The 17827-nt window shown below is 38.8% G+C and carries 19 protein-coding genes and 2 rRNA genes; 4 read left to right on the top strand and 17 right to left on the bottom strand.

What is annotated here, in order from left to right; translation table 11 throughout:
* Window positions 1-2 precede the first annotated feature (2 nt).
* Together ABJD71_RS10545 and ABJD71_RS10540 are read right to left on the bottom strand one after the other, a co-directional pair.
* Complete coding sequence (locus ABJD71_RS10545) at window positions 3-737, bottom strand: ABC transporter permease (RefSeq protein ID WP_348168570.1); 735 nt, start codon at window positions 735-737, stop codon at window positions 3-5.
* Window positions 737-1660 carry an ABC transporter ATP-binding protein gene (locus ABJD71_RS10540; protein WP_348168567.1) on the bottom strand — a complete coding sequence of 308 codons (924 nt, stop codon included), beginning with the start codon at window positions 1658-1660 and terminating at the stop codon, window positions 737-739. Before ABJD71_RS10540 ends, ABJD71_RS10545 begins: the two co-directional genes overlap by 1 nt.
* Window positions 1661-1914: 254 nt before the next feature.
* Here ABJD71_RS10540 and ABJD71_RS10535 point away from each other — a divergent pair, with 254 nt between their 5' ends.
* Window positions 1915-2523: an AhpA/YtjB family protein gene (locus ABJD71_RS10535; RefSeq protein ID WP_348168564.1), complete on the top strand. Its 609-nt coding sequence runs from the start codon at window positions 1915-1917 to the stop codon at window positions 2521-2523.
* An 18-nt stretch (window positions 2524-2541) separates the two neighbouring features.
* Here the strand turns inward: ABJD71_RS10535 and ABJD71_RS10530 are convergent, their stop codons facing one another.
* The 10 genes from ABJD71_RS10530 to rpoE all read right to left on the bottom strand — a co-directional run bounded on the left by ABJD71_RS10530 (window position 2542) and on the right by rpoE (window position 11245).
* The gene (locus ABJD71_RS10530; RefSeq protein ID WP_348168561.1) at window positions 2542-3309 is read right to left on the bottom strand and encodes a TatD family hydrolase; all 768 of its coding nucleotides are present in this window, start codon (window positions 3307-3309) and stop codon (window positions 2542-2544) included.
* Window positions 3310-3326: 17 nt separating this feature from the next.
* A complete protein-coding gene (pdxH, locus tag ABJD71_RS10525; protein ID WP_348168558.1) occupies window positions 3327-3968 on the bottom strand; it encodes a pyridoxamine 5'-phosphate oxidase in 642 nt (213 codons plus the stop codon).
* Between the two features lie 11 nt (window positions 3969-3979).
* Window positions 3980-4879, bottom strand: a complete 900-nt coding sequence (gene era, locus ABJD71_RS10520; RefSeq protein WP_348169351.1) for a GTPase Era — start codon at window positions 4877-4879, stop codon at window positions 3980-3982.
* A gap of 22 nt (window positions 4880-4901) precedes the next feature.
* The gene (rnc, locus tag ABJD71_RS10515; RefSeq protein ID WP_348168555.1) at window positions 4902-5585 is read right to left on the bottom strand and encodes a ribonuclease III; all 684 of its coding nucleotides are present in this window, start codon (window positions 5583-5585) and stop codon (window positions 4902-4904) included.
* On the bottom strand, window positions 5586-6494 hold the full coding sequence (gene lepB / locus ABJD71_RS10510; protein ID WP_348168552.1) for a signal peptidase I: 909 nt from the start codon (window positions 6492-6494) through the stop codon (window positions 5586-5588).
* On the bottom strand, window positions 6495-8291 hold the full coding sequence (lepA, locus tag ABJD71_RS10505; protein WP_348168548.1) for a translation elongation factor 4: 1797 nt from the start codon (window positions 8289-8291) through the stop codon (window positions 6495-6497).
* A 201-nt stretch (window positions 8292-8492) separates the two neighbouring features.
* On the bottom strand, window positions 8493-8981 hold the full coding sequence (locus ABJD71_RS10500) for a SoxR reducing system RseC family protein (RefSeq protein ID WP_348168546.1): 489 nt from the start codon (window positions 8979-8981) through the stop codon (window positions 8493-8495).
* Complete coding sequence (locus tag ABJD71_RS10495) at window positions 8982-10007, bottom strand: MucB/RseB C-terminal domain-containing protein (RefSeq protein WP_348168543.1); 1026 nt, start codon at window positions 10005-10007, stop codon at window positions 8982-8984. It abuts the gene before it with no gap.
* The gene (locus ABJD71_RS10490; RefSeq protein WP_348168540.1) at window positions 9988-10614 is read right to left on the bottom strand and encodes an RseA family anti-sigma factor; all 627 of its coding nucleotides are present in this window, start codon (window positions 10612-10614) and stop codon (window positions 9988-9990) included. The genes ABJD71_RS10495 and ABJD71_RS10490 overlap by 20 nt, the downstream gene beginning before the upstream one ends.
* 49 nt (window positions 10615-10663) lie before the next feature.
* Window positions 10664-11245 (bottom strand): RNA polymerase sigma factor RpoE, encoded by a 582-nt coding sequence (gene rpoE, locus ABJD71_RS10485; protein WP_348168537.1) that lies wholly within the window; start codon window positions 11243-11245, stop codon window positions 10664-10666.
* Window positions 11246-11482: 237 nt separating this feature from the next.
* Here rpoE and nadB point away from each other — a divergent pair, with 237 nt between their 5' ends.
* Window positions 11483-13081, top strand: coding sequence for an L-aspartate oxidase (gene nadB, locus ABJD71_RS10480; protein ID WP_348168534.1), 1599 nt, complete (start codon window positions 11483-11485; stop codon window positions 13079-13081).
* A gap of 29 nt (window positions 13082-13110) precedes the next feature.
* Here the strand turns inward: nadB and ABJD71_RS10475 are convergent, their stop codons facing one another.
* The 3 genes from ABJD71_RS10475 to ABJD71_RS10465 are packed head-to-tail and all read right to left on the bottom strand — an operon-like array spanning window position 13111 to window position 14694.
* A complete protein-coding gene (locus ABJD71_RS10475) occupies window positions 13111-14007 on the bottom strand; it encodes a MaoC/PaaZ C-terminal domain-containing protein (RefSeq protein ID WP_348168531.1) in 897 nt (298 codons plus the stop codon).
* Window positions 14008-14009: 2 nt separating this feature from the next.
* Window positions 14010-14402: a protein YgfX gene (locus ABJD71_RS10470; RefSeq protein WP_348168528.1), complete on the bottom strand. Its 393-nt coding sequence runs from the start codon at window positions 14400-14402 to the stop codon at window positions 14010-14012.
* Between the two features lie 40 nt (window positions 14403-14442).
* On the bottom strand, window positions 14443-14694 hold the full coding sequence (locus tag ABJD71_RS10465; RefSeq protein ID WP_348168526.1) for a succinate dehydrogenase assembly factor 2: 252 nt from the start codon (window positions 14692-14694) through the stop codon (window positions 14443-14445).
* A 161-nt stretch (window positions 14695-14855) separates the two neighbouring features.
* Here ABJD71_RS10465 and ygfZ point away from each other — a divergent pair, with 161 nt between their 5' ends.
* On the top strand, window positions 14856-15794 hold the full coding sequence (gene ygfZ / locus ABJD71_RS10460) for a tRNA-modifying protein YgfZ (protein ID WP_348168523.1): 939 nt from the start codon (window positions 14856-14858) through the stop codon (window positions 15792-15794).
* Window positions 15795-15828: 34 nt separating this feature from the next.
* Entirely contained in the window at window positions 15829-16314 is a 486-nt protein-coding gene (locus tag ABJD71_RS10455; RefSeq protein ID WP_348168520.1) for a peptidylprolyl isomerase, read from the top strand.
* Between the two features lie 184 nt (window positions 16315-16498).
* On the opposite strand, the gene rrf is transcribed toward ABJD71_RS10455, so the two are convergent.
* Together rrf and ABJD71_RS10445 are read right to left on the bottom strand one after the other, a co-directional pair.
* A 5S ribosomal RNA gene (gene rrf / locus ABJD71_RS10450) occupies window positions 16499-16614 on the bottom strand.
* A gap of 146 nt (window positions 16615-16760) precedes the next feature.
* Window positions 16761-17827 (bottom strand): 23S ribosomal RNA (locus ABJD71_RS10445); the annotation flags it as partial.

The raw sequence follows: 17827 nt of genomic DNA, 5'->3' as shown, positions 1-17827 counted from the left end.
AATTAGTCAGCCTTCTTTTGTTCAATCAGTAGCATTCCTGCATACAACCACACAAATGTAACTAGCAAGAAGTAAACAATATCTGTAAGCGCAATGACTCCCTTTGCCATAGCTTCAAAGTGTGACAAAAAGCTAAATGAGGCCACAATATCAATAACAGCGCTAGGTGCCCATGATTTAAAGGCATCGAGAACAATATTAGTGCCACTTACCACAAAAACAAAACATACAACGATAGCTAAAATAAATGCAATGACCTGGTTTTTAGTTAGGGCTGACATACACAACCCAATAGCTAAGAATCCTCCGGCCATAAACCAACTGCCTATATAAGCAGCTAAAATTATACCGTTATCCGGGGCTCCGAGATAATTGACAGTTAACCACAATGGAAAAGTTAACAGCAAAGACAAACCCAACACCGACCAAGCAGCCAAATACTTTGCAACCATTGCTTGAGATACACTAATCGGTAATGTCATGAGTAGTTCTATGGTGCCTGTTTTACGCTCTTCAGACCAACTTCGCATTGCTATTGCAGGAACTAAAAACAAATACAGCCATGGGTGAAAATTAAAGAAAGGCAATAAATCAGCTTGCCCTCGCTCATAAAACCCTCCTACAAAAAATGTAAAAACAGCAGAAAGAATAAGGAAAATACCAATAAAAACATAAGCCACTGGAGAGGAAAAGAAGCTTGAGAATTCTCGCTTAAACAAAATACCTACATTTCTCATTAAACGTTTACCTCTTGTGTGATATCACGGAAAACTTGGTCAAGACGACCTTGCTCTACAAATAAGCTATCAACAGGTAGCCTACAATGGTGGGCATGTGCCGTGACTGAATGTAAAATTTGTGCACCAGGGAGAGGAAAAACCGTAACGCGTCTATTTTCTAAATCTTCTTCCATTGCAGCGACCCCATCGAGTTCGCCCAATTCAGATGCATCGGCTGGATAGCTGAATTGTAATGTGACAGCTCCGTAATACTTAGACTTTCGACTCAGCGCTTCCGGAGTATCATCAAACAATAACTTTCCCTTTGAAATAATCATGACTCTATTACAAACCGCTGCCACCTCTTCAAGGATATGTGTAGAAATAATAACAATCTTGTCTTTTGATAGATTCTTAATTAGTTTCCTAACTTGGTGCTTTTGATTGGGATCTAAGCCGTCAGTAGGTTCATCTAAAATAAGAATTTGTGGGTCATGAATTATAGCTTGCGCAAGCCCTACCCTGCGCTGAAACCCTTTTGATAAATTATCAATGGGTTTATTTATTACTTCGTGCAATTGGACTTGCTCAATCACATCATTAACCCTAGCCGTTCTATCTTTACCTTTAAGACCTCTAATTTTGGCAATAAACAGTAAAAATTGATAAGGCGTCATGTCACCGTATGCAGGCGCACCTTCAGGCAAATAACCAATTTTTTGTTTTATTTTTAAAGGAGCGTCAATGATAGATAAATCATCTACCGTTATTCTTCCACTAGAAGGATCTAAAAACCCTGTCAACATTTTCATTGTAGTTGACTTACCTGCCCCATTTGGTCCCAAAAAACCAACAACTTCACCGAGTTTTACATCAAACGATATATCACTAACTGCAGAATAATCACCAAATGACCTAACTAAATTTTTTACAGAAATCATAACCGTCCTTCATGACTAAAGATTATTGCCTTACAAGCATGGAGTCTTTAGTGAGGTTTTCAATATAATTAGGGTACCATTTAAATAGAAAATAATGATAACCATCACTGAAAAACAAAGTGTTTTCTACTTTTCATTATAAACCAAACTTGAGTGTAAATTTTATACTTAGATTTCTTCCTTATTTAGCACATACTCAAGCAATCGTTCTAATTTACTTGGCTTGTCTCGCGTTTTATCATATTGTTTTGCCTATGGAAAATTCAAACACTGCATTTTTAGTTGCCCCTCAACAAAAACCAAGCCGTTATTCAATATTTAAACGAATAGCAAATTTGTTATTGGTGGTAACAGGTATACTCACATCTATTAATCTTTGGTTAATAAACTCTGAACAAGCTGCAAATTGGCATTATAAACAAGCAAACCAGCTAGGTAATAGCTTAGTTACTTTATCCGCTAACATGTTGACAACAGCTATATTAGAGCAAGATTCAGAGACCTTAATAAAACAGCTCGCATATGTTACAGATGATCCACATGTCCAAGGGGCAATCCTATACGATAAAAAAGGTTTATTGTTAGCAGATAATAAAAGCGCCTCCTCTTTAGTAGCTGCACATAAGATAGGTAGCCTTCCTCCTTTAGTATTTGTAAGAAACATTACCTATGAAAATCAAATAATTGGTTACCTAACATTATTACTTAAGAAAAAAGAGGTGATGCGCTTTCATAGTGAATATCAAAGGCAGTTGGACCAACAATTACAAATGTTAATGTTATTAGCTGCGGTTGGTGGCATATTAATAGCCAGAGCCTTCTATAAATTTCGAATAAAGCGCCTCAAAAAACAAAACAGTTAAAAGGTAGTTAACTGCCAGTTACATGTGAACGAGGTAGTTAAACACGTTTTGGAAACACGCTTCTTGTACTTCTTTGGTTGATTCAGTTCTTAATGTTAGCAACGCGTCAAAAATAATAGGAAGCTTTAAAGGAGAATTTCTTTTTCCTTGATAACCGTTAAGAGGCATATCTGGTGAATCAGTTTCAAGTACTAAGCTTGATAATGGTAATCGCTCAATAGCTTTTCGGGTTTTATGTGCTCTTGGATAAGTTATCCCACCACCTACACCAATTGCAAACCCCAGTTCAGTATATGCTTCAGCTATCTGCAAACTGCCAGAAAACGCGTGCACAATCCCCCCATGATTAAACTTACATTGTTTTAATATCTGTAATATTTCGTTATGAGATTTTCTATGATGAAGTATCAGGGGTAATTGGAAAGACTTAGCCATTTCTACTTGTTCCTGAAATACTTTAACCTGCACTTTCCAATCAATTGAAATAGCTTTATCCAAACCAACCTCACCTAACGCAACAATTGAATCATAGTTTTCTTCAATTATACTCTGCAGCTCATTTAGATGTGTTTCACGATAAGTATCTAAAAAATAAGGGTGTAACCCCAAAGCATTACGGATTGCAGGAAAAGTATTAGCTAAACGAAGTTGACGTTCAAAATGCTCTACGCGAGTGCCGGGAACAACTAACTGTGAGATATCCTGCTTAATACATTGTTGTAATACAAACTCTCTGTCTATATCAAACTCTATAAAGTCGATATGACAATGGCTATCTATGAACATCTAAAAGACCTAAATATTTAAGGCATTAAACGTTCAGTTTGCCAGAGGTCTTGATTGTTTTTAGTATACAAAAAACGGTCATGCAGCCTATGTTCTCCACCTTGCCAAAACTCAATTTCGAGGGGGACCACTCTATATCCACCCCAAAAAGACGGCAGGGGAACATCGCCATTTGCAAACTTGGCCTTAGCTTCATTAAACTTAGAAAGTAATAATTGTTTACTGCTTACGGGGCGACTCTGTGCGGAAGCATAAGCAGCCACTTGACTAGGTTTAGGTCGAGATAAAAAATATTTTGCGACTTCAATTTTAGGCAAAGACTCTACAAAACCGCATACTTTGACTTGCCGTTCTAATAAATGCCATGGAAAGTGCAAAGATATCTTAGGGTTCACAGATAATTCTTGAGCTTTTTTACTTTCAGTATTGGTATAAAATACAAACCCTTTCTCGGAAAAATCTTTGAGCAAAACGATACGTTGTGACGGCTGACCAGAGTCATCCACCGTCGCAACCGTCATTGCAGTTGGGTCTCTTAAATCAGCGTCAATAGCGTTTTGTAACCAGCGCTCAAAAAGTGCAAAAGGTTCAGGGGTCAAATCCTTTGAATCTAATCCCGCTTGGGTGTAATCTCTACGAATATCACTTATTGAACGCATATGAATTCCTTCTAGTTATCCATTCCATAACCCAAACTGCGAAGTGCTCGTTCATCGTCAGCCCAACCCGATTTGACTTTAACCCACAACTCCAAATAAACCTTGGTGTCAAATAAAGCTTCCATATCTTTTCGAGCTTCAGCACCAATGGTTTTTAAACGTTGCCCACCTTTTCCTATGACCATACTTTTTTGAGTATCTCTTTCAACCAAAATTAACCCATTTATTCTGTAGATACCGTTATCTGCCAACATAAACTGTTCAACCTCAACAGTAATAGAATAAGGTAATTCATCTCCTGTAAAACGCATTAACTTTTCACGAACAATTTCAGCAGCCATAAAGCGACTTGAACGATCTGTAATATAGTCTTCTGGGTAATAGAATTCACTTTTAGGTAGGGTATCTAAAACCAAATCTCTTAACTCGTTTACATTTCTACCTGTCTTAGCGGAAATTGGCATAATGTGCTTAAATTCATGCTGCTCACCTAACCACTTTAAATGAGGCATCATCAGACTTTTGTCTTTTACGTTATCTGATTTGTTAACGATTAACCAACAAGGCACGTTAGCCTGTTGCACTTTCGTTAATACCATTTGGTCATCGTCAGTCCACTTAGTGCCTTCCACCAAAAAAAGCACCAAACCCACATCAGCAATAGAGCTTGATGCTGCTCTATTCATAAAACGGTTAATGGCTCTTTTTTCTTCAATGTGTAACCCGGGTGTATCTACATAAATAGCTTGTCTTTGTTCTTCTGTATCTATCCCCATAATTCTATGGCGGGTTGTCTGCGGCTTTCGAGACGTAATACTAACTTTTTGCCCTAAAAGCTTATTTAGTAGCGTCGATTTACCTACATTAGGCCTCCCAACAATTGCAATCATGCCGCAATATGTATCTGGCACTGGGTTAAAATCATTAATTTCATCAACCATGGGTAAGTTTCTCTAATACCTTTTTAGCGGCCTGTTGCTCAGCTCGTCTTCGGCTATTGCCTCTTCCTAAAACTGACTGTTGTAGAACCTCTACCGTACATTCAACATAAAAAGTTTGATCATGTGATTTTCCTTTTACATCAGTAACTTCATACAGGGGTAAAGGTAATTTATTACCTTGTAAATATTCCTGAAGCCGAGTTTTATCATCTTTAGATACCGCATCAGGATCAAGCGCCTGTATTCGATCAGCAAACCATTCAAGTACTAGGGTTTCGCATTTATCCATACCTGCTTCTAAATAGATAGCCCCAATGATGGCTTCGACTGCATCAGCTAAAATAGAGTCTCGACGAAATCCTCCACTTTTTAACTCGCCAGGGCCTAATAGCAACAAGTCACCTAATTGAAACTCTCGTGCAACTTCAGCTAAGGTGTCTCCTTTCACTAGACTAGAACGCATTCGTGTTAATTTACCTTCAGGTTGAGTTGGAAAACGTAAGTAAAGTCCTTTACCAATTACCATTCCAAGAATTGCATCACCTAAAAACTCTAGGCGCTCATTGTGAGTCTTGTTAGCGCTTCTGTGAGTCAAAGCTAGAGTTAAGTTTTCTGGCTCTTCAAAGGTATAATTCAAGCGTCGATATAAAGGTAAATAAGGGTCAACTTTAGACATTTATATAATACTACCTACGCGTTCAAATCTAACACCAGTTGGGATCCAGCCTGGAACCCAACTACTTGGAACTCTATCAAACTCAAAACTAATCCAAATAGCAACGGCTTTACCCACTAGATTTTCTTCTGGTACAAATCCCCAAAAGCGACCATCTTCACTATTATCGCGATTATCACCTAACACGAAATACTGTCCCTCAGGAACAATCCACTCATCATTTTGAGTACCTGGTTGCTGAAAATAACGGTTTATATAATTCGAACGACCAGCTTTTCTGTAAATTTGATGACTTACATCACCTAATTGCTCAGTATACTTTTCTAAGGGTGAAAACTGTTGATATGCATCACCTCTACTTTCAAACTTTAATTCAACCGTTTCCATAGGAGCGCAATTTTCAGCAGTGTCGCATGCAGGTTTAATTTGTAATTGTTTATTGCGGTATATAACGGTATCACCAGGTAAACCTACAACTCGTTTAATGTAATCTAGTTGCGGATTGGGTGGGAATTTAAAAACCGCCACATCGCCACGCTCAGGCGCACCAAGGTCGACGAACTTTTTGCGCGCAACAGGATCTTTTAAACCATAAGAAAACTTTTCAACCAGAATAAAATCCCCAACCAAAAGAGTTGGCATCATTGAACCAGAAGGAATTTGAAATGGTTCATATAAAAATGAACGTAAAACCATCACAAAAGCAATGACAGGAAATATTTGTTGAGCTGTGTCAACTAACCAAGGTAACTGAACGTCTTGGTCCTTTGCCAAAATATCTGAATTAGCACTGCTAGAAATAGCCTGACGCTCTCGACGTTTAGGAGCGAACATAAAACTATCGATTAACCAAATTAAACCAGAAGCGACAGTCAAAACCACCAAGAATATTGAAAAATAGTTAGCCATTTATTTACCTACCTTTAATAGTGCTAAAAACGCTTCTTGTGGTAGCTCTACATTACCCACTGACTTCATTCGCTTTTTACCTTCTTTCTGTTTCTGTAAAAGCTTTTTCTTACGGCTAATATCACCACCATAACACTTCGCAGTTACATTTTTACGTAGTTGCTTTATGGTACTTCTCGCCACAATTTGATTACCGATAGCGGCTTGAATTGCAATATCAAACATTTGTCTTGGAATTAACTCTTTAAGCTTCTCTACTAATTCTCTGCCTCGAGTGACAGCATTATCTTTATGGGTAATCATAGCCAAGGCATCGACCCGTTCTGCATTAATTAATATATCTAAACGAGACATCTGAGCAGCTTGAAAACGTTTGAAATTATAATCTAAAGAAGCAAAGCCACGGCTGGTAGATTTAAGTCTATCAAAAAAGTCCATTACCACTTCAGCCATAGGCATGTCATAAGTAACCGCGACTTGTTTTCCGTGGTAAGTCATATTAGTTTGCATACCGCGCTTTTCAACACATAGCGTAATTACATTACCTAAGAATTCTTGAGGTACTAAGATGTGTGCCTCAACGATTGGCTCACGAACCTCTTCAATATCGTTAACAGGGGGTAACTTTGAAGGGTTATCTACATATACGGTTTCATTACTTGTGGTTACAACTTCATATACTACAGTCGGTGCCGTGGTGATCAAGTCTAAATCGTACTCTCGTTCAAGGCGTTCTTGAATGATTTCCATATGCAGCATACCTAAGAAACCAATTCGAAAACCAAACCCTAACGCTGATGAGCTTTCTGGCTCAAAAAATAACGAGGCATCATTTAAACTTAACTTAGCAAGTGCATCACGAAAGTCTTCATAATCATCTGAACTGATGGGAAATAGTCCTGCATAAACTTGAGGTTTAACTTTCTTGAAACCAGGTAAAGCTTCTGAGGCAGGCTCTCGCGCTAAAGTAATGGTATCCCCAACCGGAGCCCCATGAATCTCTTTAATACCAGCAACAACAAAGCCAACTTCACCAGCTTTCAGTACACCAGTATCCGTTGCTTTAGGAGTAAAGATACCTACTTTATCTGCTTGGTGAACCCCACCAGTTGACATAATTTTAATTTTATCATTTTTACGTAACTCCCCTTGTATAATGCGTACAAGGGATACCACACCCTGATAGTTGTCGAACCAAGAGTCTACAATTAAGGCTTTAAGAGGAGCATCGATTTCACCTTCAGGAGGGGGAACTTGACGAACAATAACCTCTAGCACGTCCTCAATGCCGATTCCGGTTTTTGCTGAACAGCGAACTGCATCTATAGCATCAATACCTACAATATCTTCAATTTCTTCAGCAACACGATCAGGCTCTGCTTGAGGCAAGTCAATCTTGTTTAGAATAGGAACAACTTCCATATCAAGATCAATAGCGGTGTAACAATTAGCCAAAGTTTGAGCTTCAACACCTTGGCCTGCATCAACCACTAACAGTGCACCTTCACAAGCTGCTAGAGAGCGTGAGACTTCATATGTAAAATCAACATGTCCTGGAGTATCAATAAAATTTAATTGATAGGTTTCACTATTTTTTGCTGTGTAATTCAAAGTTACACTTTGTGCTTTAATGGTAATACCTCGCTCTCGCTCGATATCCATTGAATCAAGAACTTGGGCTGCCATTTCTCTTTCTGTAAGCCCACCACAGTGCTGAATTAAGCGATCTGATAATGTGGATTTACCATGGTCAATATGGGCGATAATAGAAAAGTTACGTATGTGCTTGTGCTGCATAAAGTTTAAGAAATTACCGTGTCTCTGAGCTTCACTAACAATCAACTAAAATTAACAAGAAGATTGATAGGAGCAAATGATTAAATAGAGGGCGATTTTACAGTTTTATGCCTAACTTTGCGACATAACAAGAACATTGTTTATAGCTTTTGTGTCAGAAAATGCTTCGAATGAACTTAAATAATAGAAAATACCCTTAGACTAGACTTGTTTCACATCAATTCTATCTTGGTCTAAAGGCAATACAGAAATAATGCGGGGATAAAATTCGTCACTGCCATTATTTTTAAGATGCATTTTTATCATCATAAAGCTAATGAAAGTACTGAAAAATGCAAAACCAATAGTCCATTCTTCAGCTTTCAAACCCAAACTAGGTAATATAGATTGAAAAAAAATGGCTGATAACAACAGCGTACTTAACGGAATGAGATACACCATAAATGAAGCTTTAAGTATGCTTTCTTCAGGTATACCAACTTTAACCTTTTGCCCTAGGGTTACTGTTTGGCTAACCTTAAAACGTAATAGCTCTTTTTTTCTAACAAAGGCTTTAGCAATGCTTCCAGTACCACAATTAGATTCAACTTCGCAGCTCCCACACGTTGACTTAATATGAGTTTCCACCCAAATAATTTGGTCGCCATCTTTTTGTTTAATATCACTTACTACACCAATTTCTTCAATCATTTAATGTACACGTTGTATTGAAGTGGCAATTCTGTTTGCCGTTTCAGCAGGAATCTTTCCTATTACAGTTATATTAAGCAAACCCTGCTGGATAGTTAATAAGGTATTGGACTCCACTTTGCCCACTAAATTTTTTATAGGCTCTTCACCCTCGAAGTCTTGAAGATATACAGATACATCAACTAACCCATCACTCAACATAATATATTCAACGGTTTTTCCTGTGCCAGACAAGCGATGTAAATCCCGTTTGATAATTTTCATTCCAAGTGGCAAATATTTAATGTCCCAATCAGAACTGCTAAATTTATTAGATTGATAGTTAATGACTTCGGGTAACATACTGTTTTCAACTTTAGAGAAAAATTCATCCGGTTTATCAGTGATATTCAGTCCTGTAACTTGAATCTGTTTTATCAACTCGGACTTTAAACTGAACATATTCAATTTAAGCAATAAACCTGTGTCTTGGTCTAACCAAAGATTTAAACCATAACGACTTTTATCTTTACTCAACACTCTTATTTGTTGCGCTGCACGTCCCGAAATCCTACTGCGACCGATCATAAAAAAGTCATACCCCTCTAGTAACTTCTCTGGATGTCGAAAAAAGTCGCTGGGTAAAGGGCTATTTATAATTGATGATGCCAAACTGTATGGGGGAACATTAGGTTCAAAGTAACTGACTTTGTTGCCAATACGGACAACTTCGCGTCCTGGACCATTTAATAAGTTAAGCTGTTCTAATTCTATACCTTCGTCATCTACACCATGAAGCCAAAGGTATGGCTGAGCATCATTTCCCGGTGTTAGTAACACTAGTGAAACACTATAATTCAGTGACTTCATAGCATGTGACATTTTTTTCAGCCATGTTTCAGCTGTTACTTTAGGGGCAGGAACATCAATGTTAAGAACTTCTTTAGCAGCTGTAGCGCTTGCTTGAGCGACAGCATTAAAATTTATAGGCAGAAATAGCAGAGCCAACAAGGCTCCACACATAAATTTACTCGGGAATGTTTTCAACAGTATTAACCTGATCCTCGGTAGCCATACCTTGCTCAGAAGATACTGCGTTATTGGAAACTTGTTCAATTGACTTAAAACGCATTTGTTGATTGTGATCAACTATATATGCATTAACTCTGCGTCTTTGCTCACTTTCATTTGTTTGGGGTAGAGCTCTCGTCTGATCATAACTAACCGGAGACAGGCCACCTTGTACACCTAAGATAGGAGGAGCAGCATAGTATGGTGTATCAGTGTCAGCTTGATTAAGTTGCTGAACACCAAGAATCATAGCAACAGCCACAGATGCAGCAACTGCCATTTGTCCACCTTGCTTCGCAAAAGGTACTACTTGACCAATAATTGGAATATTTCTCCAAGTTTTTTTACTGGCGATGATCATAGGCTCTGACTCGAGAGCTGCGGCAACCTTATCAGCTACATCAAAATCAAGTTGAACTGGCAGTTCTTTACGCAAACTATCACGAATTAGGTGGTAATTTTTCCATTTTTGCATTAAATCTGCGTCATTTTTGACATCGTCAATCAAATGATTATCAGAGGAAGAAGTAACTAACTCCTCTCCATCAACTAGTGCTGACAAATTTTCAAGCTTTTGCGACATACAATACAATTCCTGCTAATTTTCTTAAAAATAATTTATCCAAACTAACTCAACCATTCATAAGTAATGGCTGAATCACTTTATCTAATGCTTCACGAGCTCTAAAAATTCTAGACCTTACTGTACCAACAGGACAATCCATTACGTTCGCTATATCTTCGTAACTTAGTCCTTCTAATTCACGCAAACTAATCGCCATACGTAAATCTTCAGGAAGCTTGTCCATCGCTTCAAATAATAATTTAGACATTTGGTCTGACATCAAATTCTTTTCAGGAGAGTTATTCTCCTTTAACGCGTCGCTCCCATCATAAAAATCAGCTTCCTCTGCATCTACATCATTTGCAGGCGGCTTTCTTCCCTGAGAAACCAAATAGTTTTTCGCACTATTAACCGCTATTCGATATAACCAAGTGTAAAATGCGCTGTCGCCCCTAAAATTTGGTAACGCTCTGTAAGCTTTAATAAAAGCCTCCTGAGCAACATCAGCTACATCACCAGAATTCTTAACATACCGAGAAACTAAATATGCGACCTTATGTTGATATTTATTTACCAACAAACCAAAAGCATTCTTGTCGCCTCTCTGCACCCTTTCAACAATTTGTTGATCTGTTATCTGCTCGCTCATTCGAGCCCTTACTCCTAACGAAAATATACCATGGCTCATGCAAGCACTAATATTGACTCTAGATTTATTAAAAAGTTCTCGTAGCGCCTACTTTTTTCTAAAATAAATAAAATTATATCAAACAATAATCTAGCTAATATGACTATGATAGCCAACATGAAGACGAAAAACGTTGTAATTTACAGCCTGTAAATTAGTATTGCCACTCCTATATTCGATTTCCCTTTAGTTTACCTTATGCATTCTACTATTGAACACCAATGTGACGTACTTATTATAGGCAGTGGCGCAGCAGGCTTAAGTCATGCACTAAAACTAGCGGATACCTGCCAAGTTATTGTGTTGAGTAAAAGTGATATTGCTGAAGGTTCTACCAAATATGCTCAAGGGGGGATAGCTGCAGTCTTTGATGAAAGTGATTCAGTTGAGTCTCATGTTGAAGACACCTTATTAGCGGGAGCTGGATTATGTGACAAAGGCGCAGTTCAATTTACGGCCTCACAAGCAAAGCTATGCATGGAGTGGCTGATCAAATTTGGGATGCCTTTTGATCAAGAAAAAAATATAAACGGCGAAACTCGATTTCATCTAACGAGAGAAGGAGGCCATAGCCACAGACGCATTTTGCACGCAGCAGATGCTACAGGCGAAGCAGTACAAACCACTCTAATCGAAGCAGTTAAACAACATCCTAACATTCATCTTTTTCAACGTTATAACGCTATTGATTTAATCAAAAGTAAGAGCATAGATAAGCATTTATTAGGTGCTTATGTATGGAATAGAAAAAATGAAGTCGTCGAAGTAATCCGCAGCAAATTTGTTACCTTGGCAACAGGTGGCGCAAGCAAAGTCTATCAGTACACTTCAAACCCCGATGTAGCTAGTGGAGACGGAATTGCAATGGCTTGGCGCGCCGGTTGCAGGGTTGCAAATATGGAATTTAATCAATTTCACCCAACTTGTCTTTACCACCCAGAAGCCAAAAACTTTTTAATAACAGAAGCACTTAGAGGAGAAGGAGCTAAACTCTGCCACCCTGATGGACAGCCGTTCATGCATAAGTTTGACGAAAGAGGCGATTTAGCGCCAAGAGATATAGTAGCGAGGGCAATAGATTTTGAAATGAAACGTTTAGGCGCCGACTGTATGTATTTAAATATAAGTCACAAGCCTAGTGATTTTATTGTAAAACATTTCCCGAATATTTATAGGAAATGCCGTTCATTGGGTATAGATATTACAAGAGATCCTATACCTGTTGTTCCCGCCGCACATTATAGTTGCGGAGGGGTCGTAACAGATGAGTGTGCAAAAACGGATATAGACAATTTGTTTGCTATTGGCGAAGTTGCCTATACGGGGTTACACGGCGCTAATCGCATGGCCAGTAATTCACTACTAGAGTGTATTGTCTATGCCCACTCGTCAGCCAGATTAATTAGCGAAAAGTTAAGTAATGAAGTCACAAACGAAAAAATTATCCCATGGGATGAAAGCCAGGTTAGTGACTCTGACGAAGAAGTTATCATTCAACACAATTGGCATGAATTGCGATTATTTATGTGGGACTACGTTGGGATAGTTCGCACTACAAAGCGCTTGGAAAGGGCAAAACATCGGATTAAACTATTAAAACAAGAAGTTAATGAGTATTACTCTAACTTCAAAGTAAGTAACAATTTACTTGAACTTAGAAACCTACTAACGGTGGCTGAGTTAATTGTTAAATGCGCCCAAATGCGAAAGGAAAGTCGAGGACTACATTACAATATAGATTTTCCGAATAAACTTGAAGACCCCAAACCTACCATCCTAACAAATAAACGTTTGTAAACTTAGTATATGATCAATTTACTATTAGTCTAAAGTAACTCCAGAACGCCCAATAAATGCTTTTTAGAGTTGATACCTTCTACAATAAATCGCAGATTTTTATTCAGTTCAACATCAGCTTTATCTACAAATAGATTAATCTTGTTTGGTAGGTATAATGGACTTTTAAAACTTACATCCACAGAAAAAGCTCTTTCAAAGAAACTTGGATGCTTCAAGTGCAGAGTTGATATACACCAAGACTTGCTCCACATCCCGTGTGCTATGTGTACTTTAAAACCGAATAACTTTGCGAACCATTTATTTAAATGTATTAGGTTGTAATCTCCCGAACATCGAGCGTATTTTCTTCCAATATTTGATTTAAGCTGTAAAGCCCCATAACTCAAACTTTCTAGACTACTTGTGATGTGATTATTACTATAATTAGTCTTGTTACTTATATATAAATTTGTACTGAGACTCTCCCACACTAATTCAGGGCCACTATAAACTCTTACTTTTATTGAGAACTCCCACCCTTTTAAATGTCTATTCAACTCCGCAAACTTGCACCTGAACTGCAACCTTTCATTTAACCTAATTGACCGATATTGCGTAATTTTATTGCGTATATGTATCAACCCAAAGATTGGAAATGGAAAGTCAGGTAGAAGCATTAACGCAATTTGTAAAGGAAAAGCAGTTGTGTATAAAAAGCACGGATGAACTAGGTCTTCATTAAAGTTCCAATGAGTTACATTATTAAAGATAGCAAGTTTGTCTTGGTCAGGCCTGACATCATCAATGATGTATTCTAGTCTTGGTAAAGAATTAGGTATATTCCCTTCCTTGAGCTTTTTAGCAAAGCTAAAAGTAAGACGTCCTAATAAATACTTAAGACTGGGAAAGCTAGATAGATACAAAGTTGGTTTGCTTTCTAGCATAGCTAAACGCTACGACTCACAGTTTGCTGTTTATAAATTATAGCTTTGCAAAGTCTCCTAAAAGTTCGTTCATTTACTTGATCTTTATAAACAAGACGCCACTGTGATTTATCGGGAGTAAGTGGGGATATAATATTTATAAATAACAAAACCCCAGTGACTCTAGATTGTGCACTCAGGCGAAAATTGACTTGCCCCCCCCTTACCGTTTCTATCCAATCCCCATCTTCTGAGAAAATAATTGTTGGTAGCCTTTTTAATTTGTGTAGGTGTAAGGATTTTAAAGCCAATATAAGCACTGCAATAGCAATAAATACTTGCAGCACTAATTGGTACTTAAATAGGCTCGATTGCCATGTAAAAATAGAAGCAACGACGACTAGGTAAGTCATCATTAATAAAAAGGCCTTATAATTGGAATGTTTTAAATCAATCCTATACTTTAACACGGCTCAAAATATGCTTAATCATACTATCCACTTCTTTATCTTCACAAGCTTGATGCCCCATGAACCAAGCATATAAATCGGGGTCATCAAAAGTTAATAACCGTTCAAATAACTCTTGCTTCTCCTCTGATAATTCTAGAAATCCAGATTCAGCAAAAGGCATGAAAAGAACATCTAATTCTAACATTCCTCTTCGACAGGCCCACTTAAGCCGACCATAACGCTGCTTATCAAACATCTACACCCTCATAAACCCTGTTAAAAATCTAAGTCATTATGAATGACTTTAAGTATTAGGCAATAATAGCAGTAAACCGACTTTCTTTTTAGATCTTTCCTTGGGAAATCAAACTGCCCCCCCATATTACTTTTTATTATGATAATTAAAGAGAGTTACCTATGTCAGTTACTGATTCTGTTCCCCAAAATACAAGTTACATTTGTGAATTAAACAACAAAGGAATCATACAGCTACAAGGTGAGGAACGTGTTAAGTATCTGCAAGGCCAAGTTACTGCTGATATCGAAGTCCTAACTAAGGCTAAATCTTTATTGAGTTGCCATTGTGACTTTAAAGGTAAGGTATGGAACGTTTCTTATATTCTATCATGGGAAGACTCGATACTTCTTGTAACTCATAAAACTGCGTTAACTCGTTCTTTAGGTGAATTAAACAAATATGGTGTATTTGCTAAGGTTGACATTAATGATGACTCTGATAACTGGCAGGTGCTCGGTGGAAAAGGTCTTGAGTTTGAAGAATATATTACTGAACAGTTCGGTAGCTTACCCAAAGAGCATCAATCAACAGTATCTAACGATAGTGGTCTAGTCATATCCATTGAAAGTCCTTCACCACGCTATTTAGTAGTTCAGAAAAAAGCTAGCTTACCAGCTCTCTCGTTGCAACCAGAAGACCAAGAGTGGGAATTGGACGATATAAAATCAGGGCTTGCAGAAATAAAAGTTGAAACTAGTAACGAGTATGTGCCACAAATGCTTAATCTACAGGCGTTAAACGCTATTAACTTCGATAAAGGCTGCTATATGGGTCAAGAGGTCGTTGCACGTACAAAATACCTTGGACGTAATAAACGAGCCAGTTTCATACTTTCAGCACGTTTAACCACCGAGGATCTCACAGGTCAATCATTAGAATACCAAGTAGGGGAAAATTGGCGCCCCGGAGGTAAAATTTTACGTAGTGCATCTATTAACAATCAAACTACTATATTAGCCGTACTTCCTATAGACACTGCTATTCCGTCAGTGTTTAGGTTAAAATCTAGTCCTAGTGTGATTTTTACAACTGAAACATTACCTTACAAAATCCAATAACACTAATAGATAAAGTTTAAATTACAGGAAAAATATGCTCATAAGTAATAATACTATCGTCACCATGAATTTCGTTGTTTCTTCTGCAGATGGAACTCAAATAGATTCATCTAAAGAAAATGAACCGATGATTTTTCTTCAAGGAAGTCACTTTCTGATTCAAGGGTTAGAAGATGAACTGGAAGGTAAGACAGTTGGCGACAAGTTTATTATTGATATCGAGCCTAAGCTAGCCTACGGTGAACGACATGATGAACTTGTTCAAGCGGTACCCAAATCAATGTTTGAAGATATGGATGTAGAGCCAGGGATGACATTTAGAGCAACAACAGATGACGGTGAACAGTCAGTAATGATTATAGATATAACGGATGACGAAGTAATAGTAGATGGCAACCACCCATTATCAGGCCTAACGTTAACTTTTGATGTAGAAATATTGGATGTCAGAGAAGCAACTGAAGAAGAAATAGCCCACGGCCACCCTCACACAGAAGCAGAAAGTAATCACACCCACTAAAATTTTTTATCAAGCAAAAAAGCGCTAATAACAGCGCTTTTTTGTTTCTATTTAGACATCAAAAACATTAATGACTAGAGTTGGTATGAAGCAGCACCTAAACTTCACCAGTTAGCCAGTTATTTTCAAATGCCATATAGCAAAAAAGAGCTACCCTTTCGGATAGCCCTTCTTCTAAATAGGAGTCTGGCAGTGTGCTACTCTCGCATGGGGAAACCCCAAACTACCATCGCCGCTAATGCGTTTCACTTCTGAGTTCGGAATGGGATCAGGTGGGACCGCATCGCTATGGCCGCCAGACAAAAACTGTTAATGTCTTTAATATGTAAAAGCTGATGCTCTTATTGAGCAAATAATCGAGGCTAAAGTCGTTCTCTAGTCTTACTCTTCATCTTATATTGTTACTTGTCACCACAACACCATGTCTAAAGACATTTGGGCGTTGTATGGTTAAGCCTCACGGGCAATTAGTACAGGTTAGCTCAACGCATTGCTACGCTTCCACACCCTGCCTATCTACGTCGTAGTCTTCAACAACCCTTTAGGTACGTTAAACGTACAGGGATGACTCATCTTGGGGCTCGCTTCGCGCTTAGATGCTTTCAGCGCTTATCAATTCCGAACGTAGCTACCGGGCAATGCCTTTGGCAAAACAACCCGAACACCAGCGGTTCGTCCACTCCGGTCCTCTCGTACTAGGAGCAGCTCCCCTCAATCATCCAACGCCCACACCAGATAGGGACCGAACTGTCTCACGACGTTCTAAACCCAGCTCGCGTACCACTTTAAATGGCGAACAGCCATACCCTTGGGACCGGCTTCAGCCCCAGGATGTGATGAGCCGACATCGAGGTGCCAAACACCGCCGTCGATGTGAACTCTTGGGCGGTATCAGCCTGTTATCCCCGGAGTACCTTTTATCCGTTGAGCGATGGCCCTTCCATTCAGAACCACCGGATCACTATGACCTACTTTCGTACCTGCTCGACGTGTCTGTCTCGCAGTTAAGCTGGCTTATGCCATTGCACTAACCTCCTGATGTCCGACCAGGATTAGCCAACCTTCGTGCTCCTCCGTTACGCTTTGGGAGGAGACCGCCCCAGTCAAACTACCCACCAGACACTGTCCACATTCCCGATCAGGGAACAATGTTAGAACATCAAACCTACAAGGGTGGTATTTCAAGGTTGACTCCACTCCATCTAGCGACGAAGTTTCAAAGTCTCCCACCTATCCTACACATGTAGGGTCAATGTTCAGTGCCAAGCTATAGTAAAGGTTCACGGGGTCTTTCCGTCTAGGTGCGGGTACACAGCATCTTCACTGCGATTTCAATTTCACTGAGTCCTGGGTGGAGACAGCGTGGCCATGATTACGCCATTCGTGCAGGTCGGAACTTACCCGACAAGGAATTTCGCTACCTTAGGACCGTTATAGTTACGGCCGCCGTTTACCTGGGCTTCAATTCAGAGCTCTCACCCCTCCTTTTAACCTTCAGGCACCGGGCAGGCGT

This window comes from Paraglaciecola sp. (assembly GCF_039943935.1).
In the GTDB taxonomy this organism is placed as follows: Bacteria; Pseudomonadota; Gammaproteobacteria; order Enterobacterales; family Alteromonadaceae; genus Paraglaciecola.
Note: the sequence above shows the minus strand (reverse complement) of the source record. Positions and strands in the feature narration are given on the sequence as shown.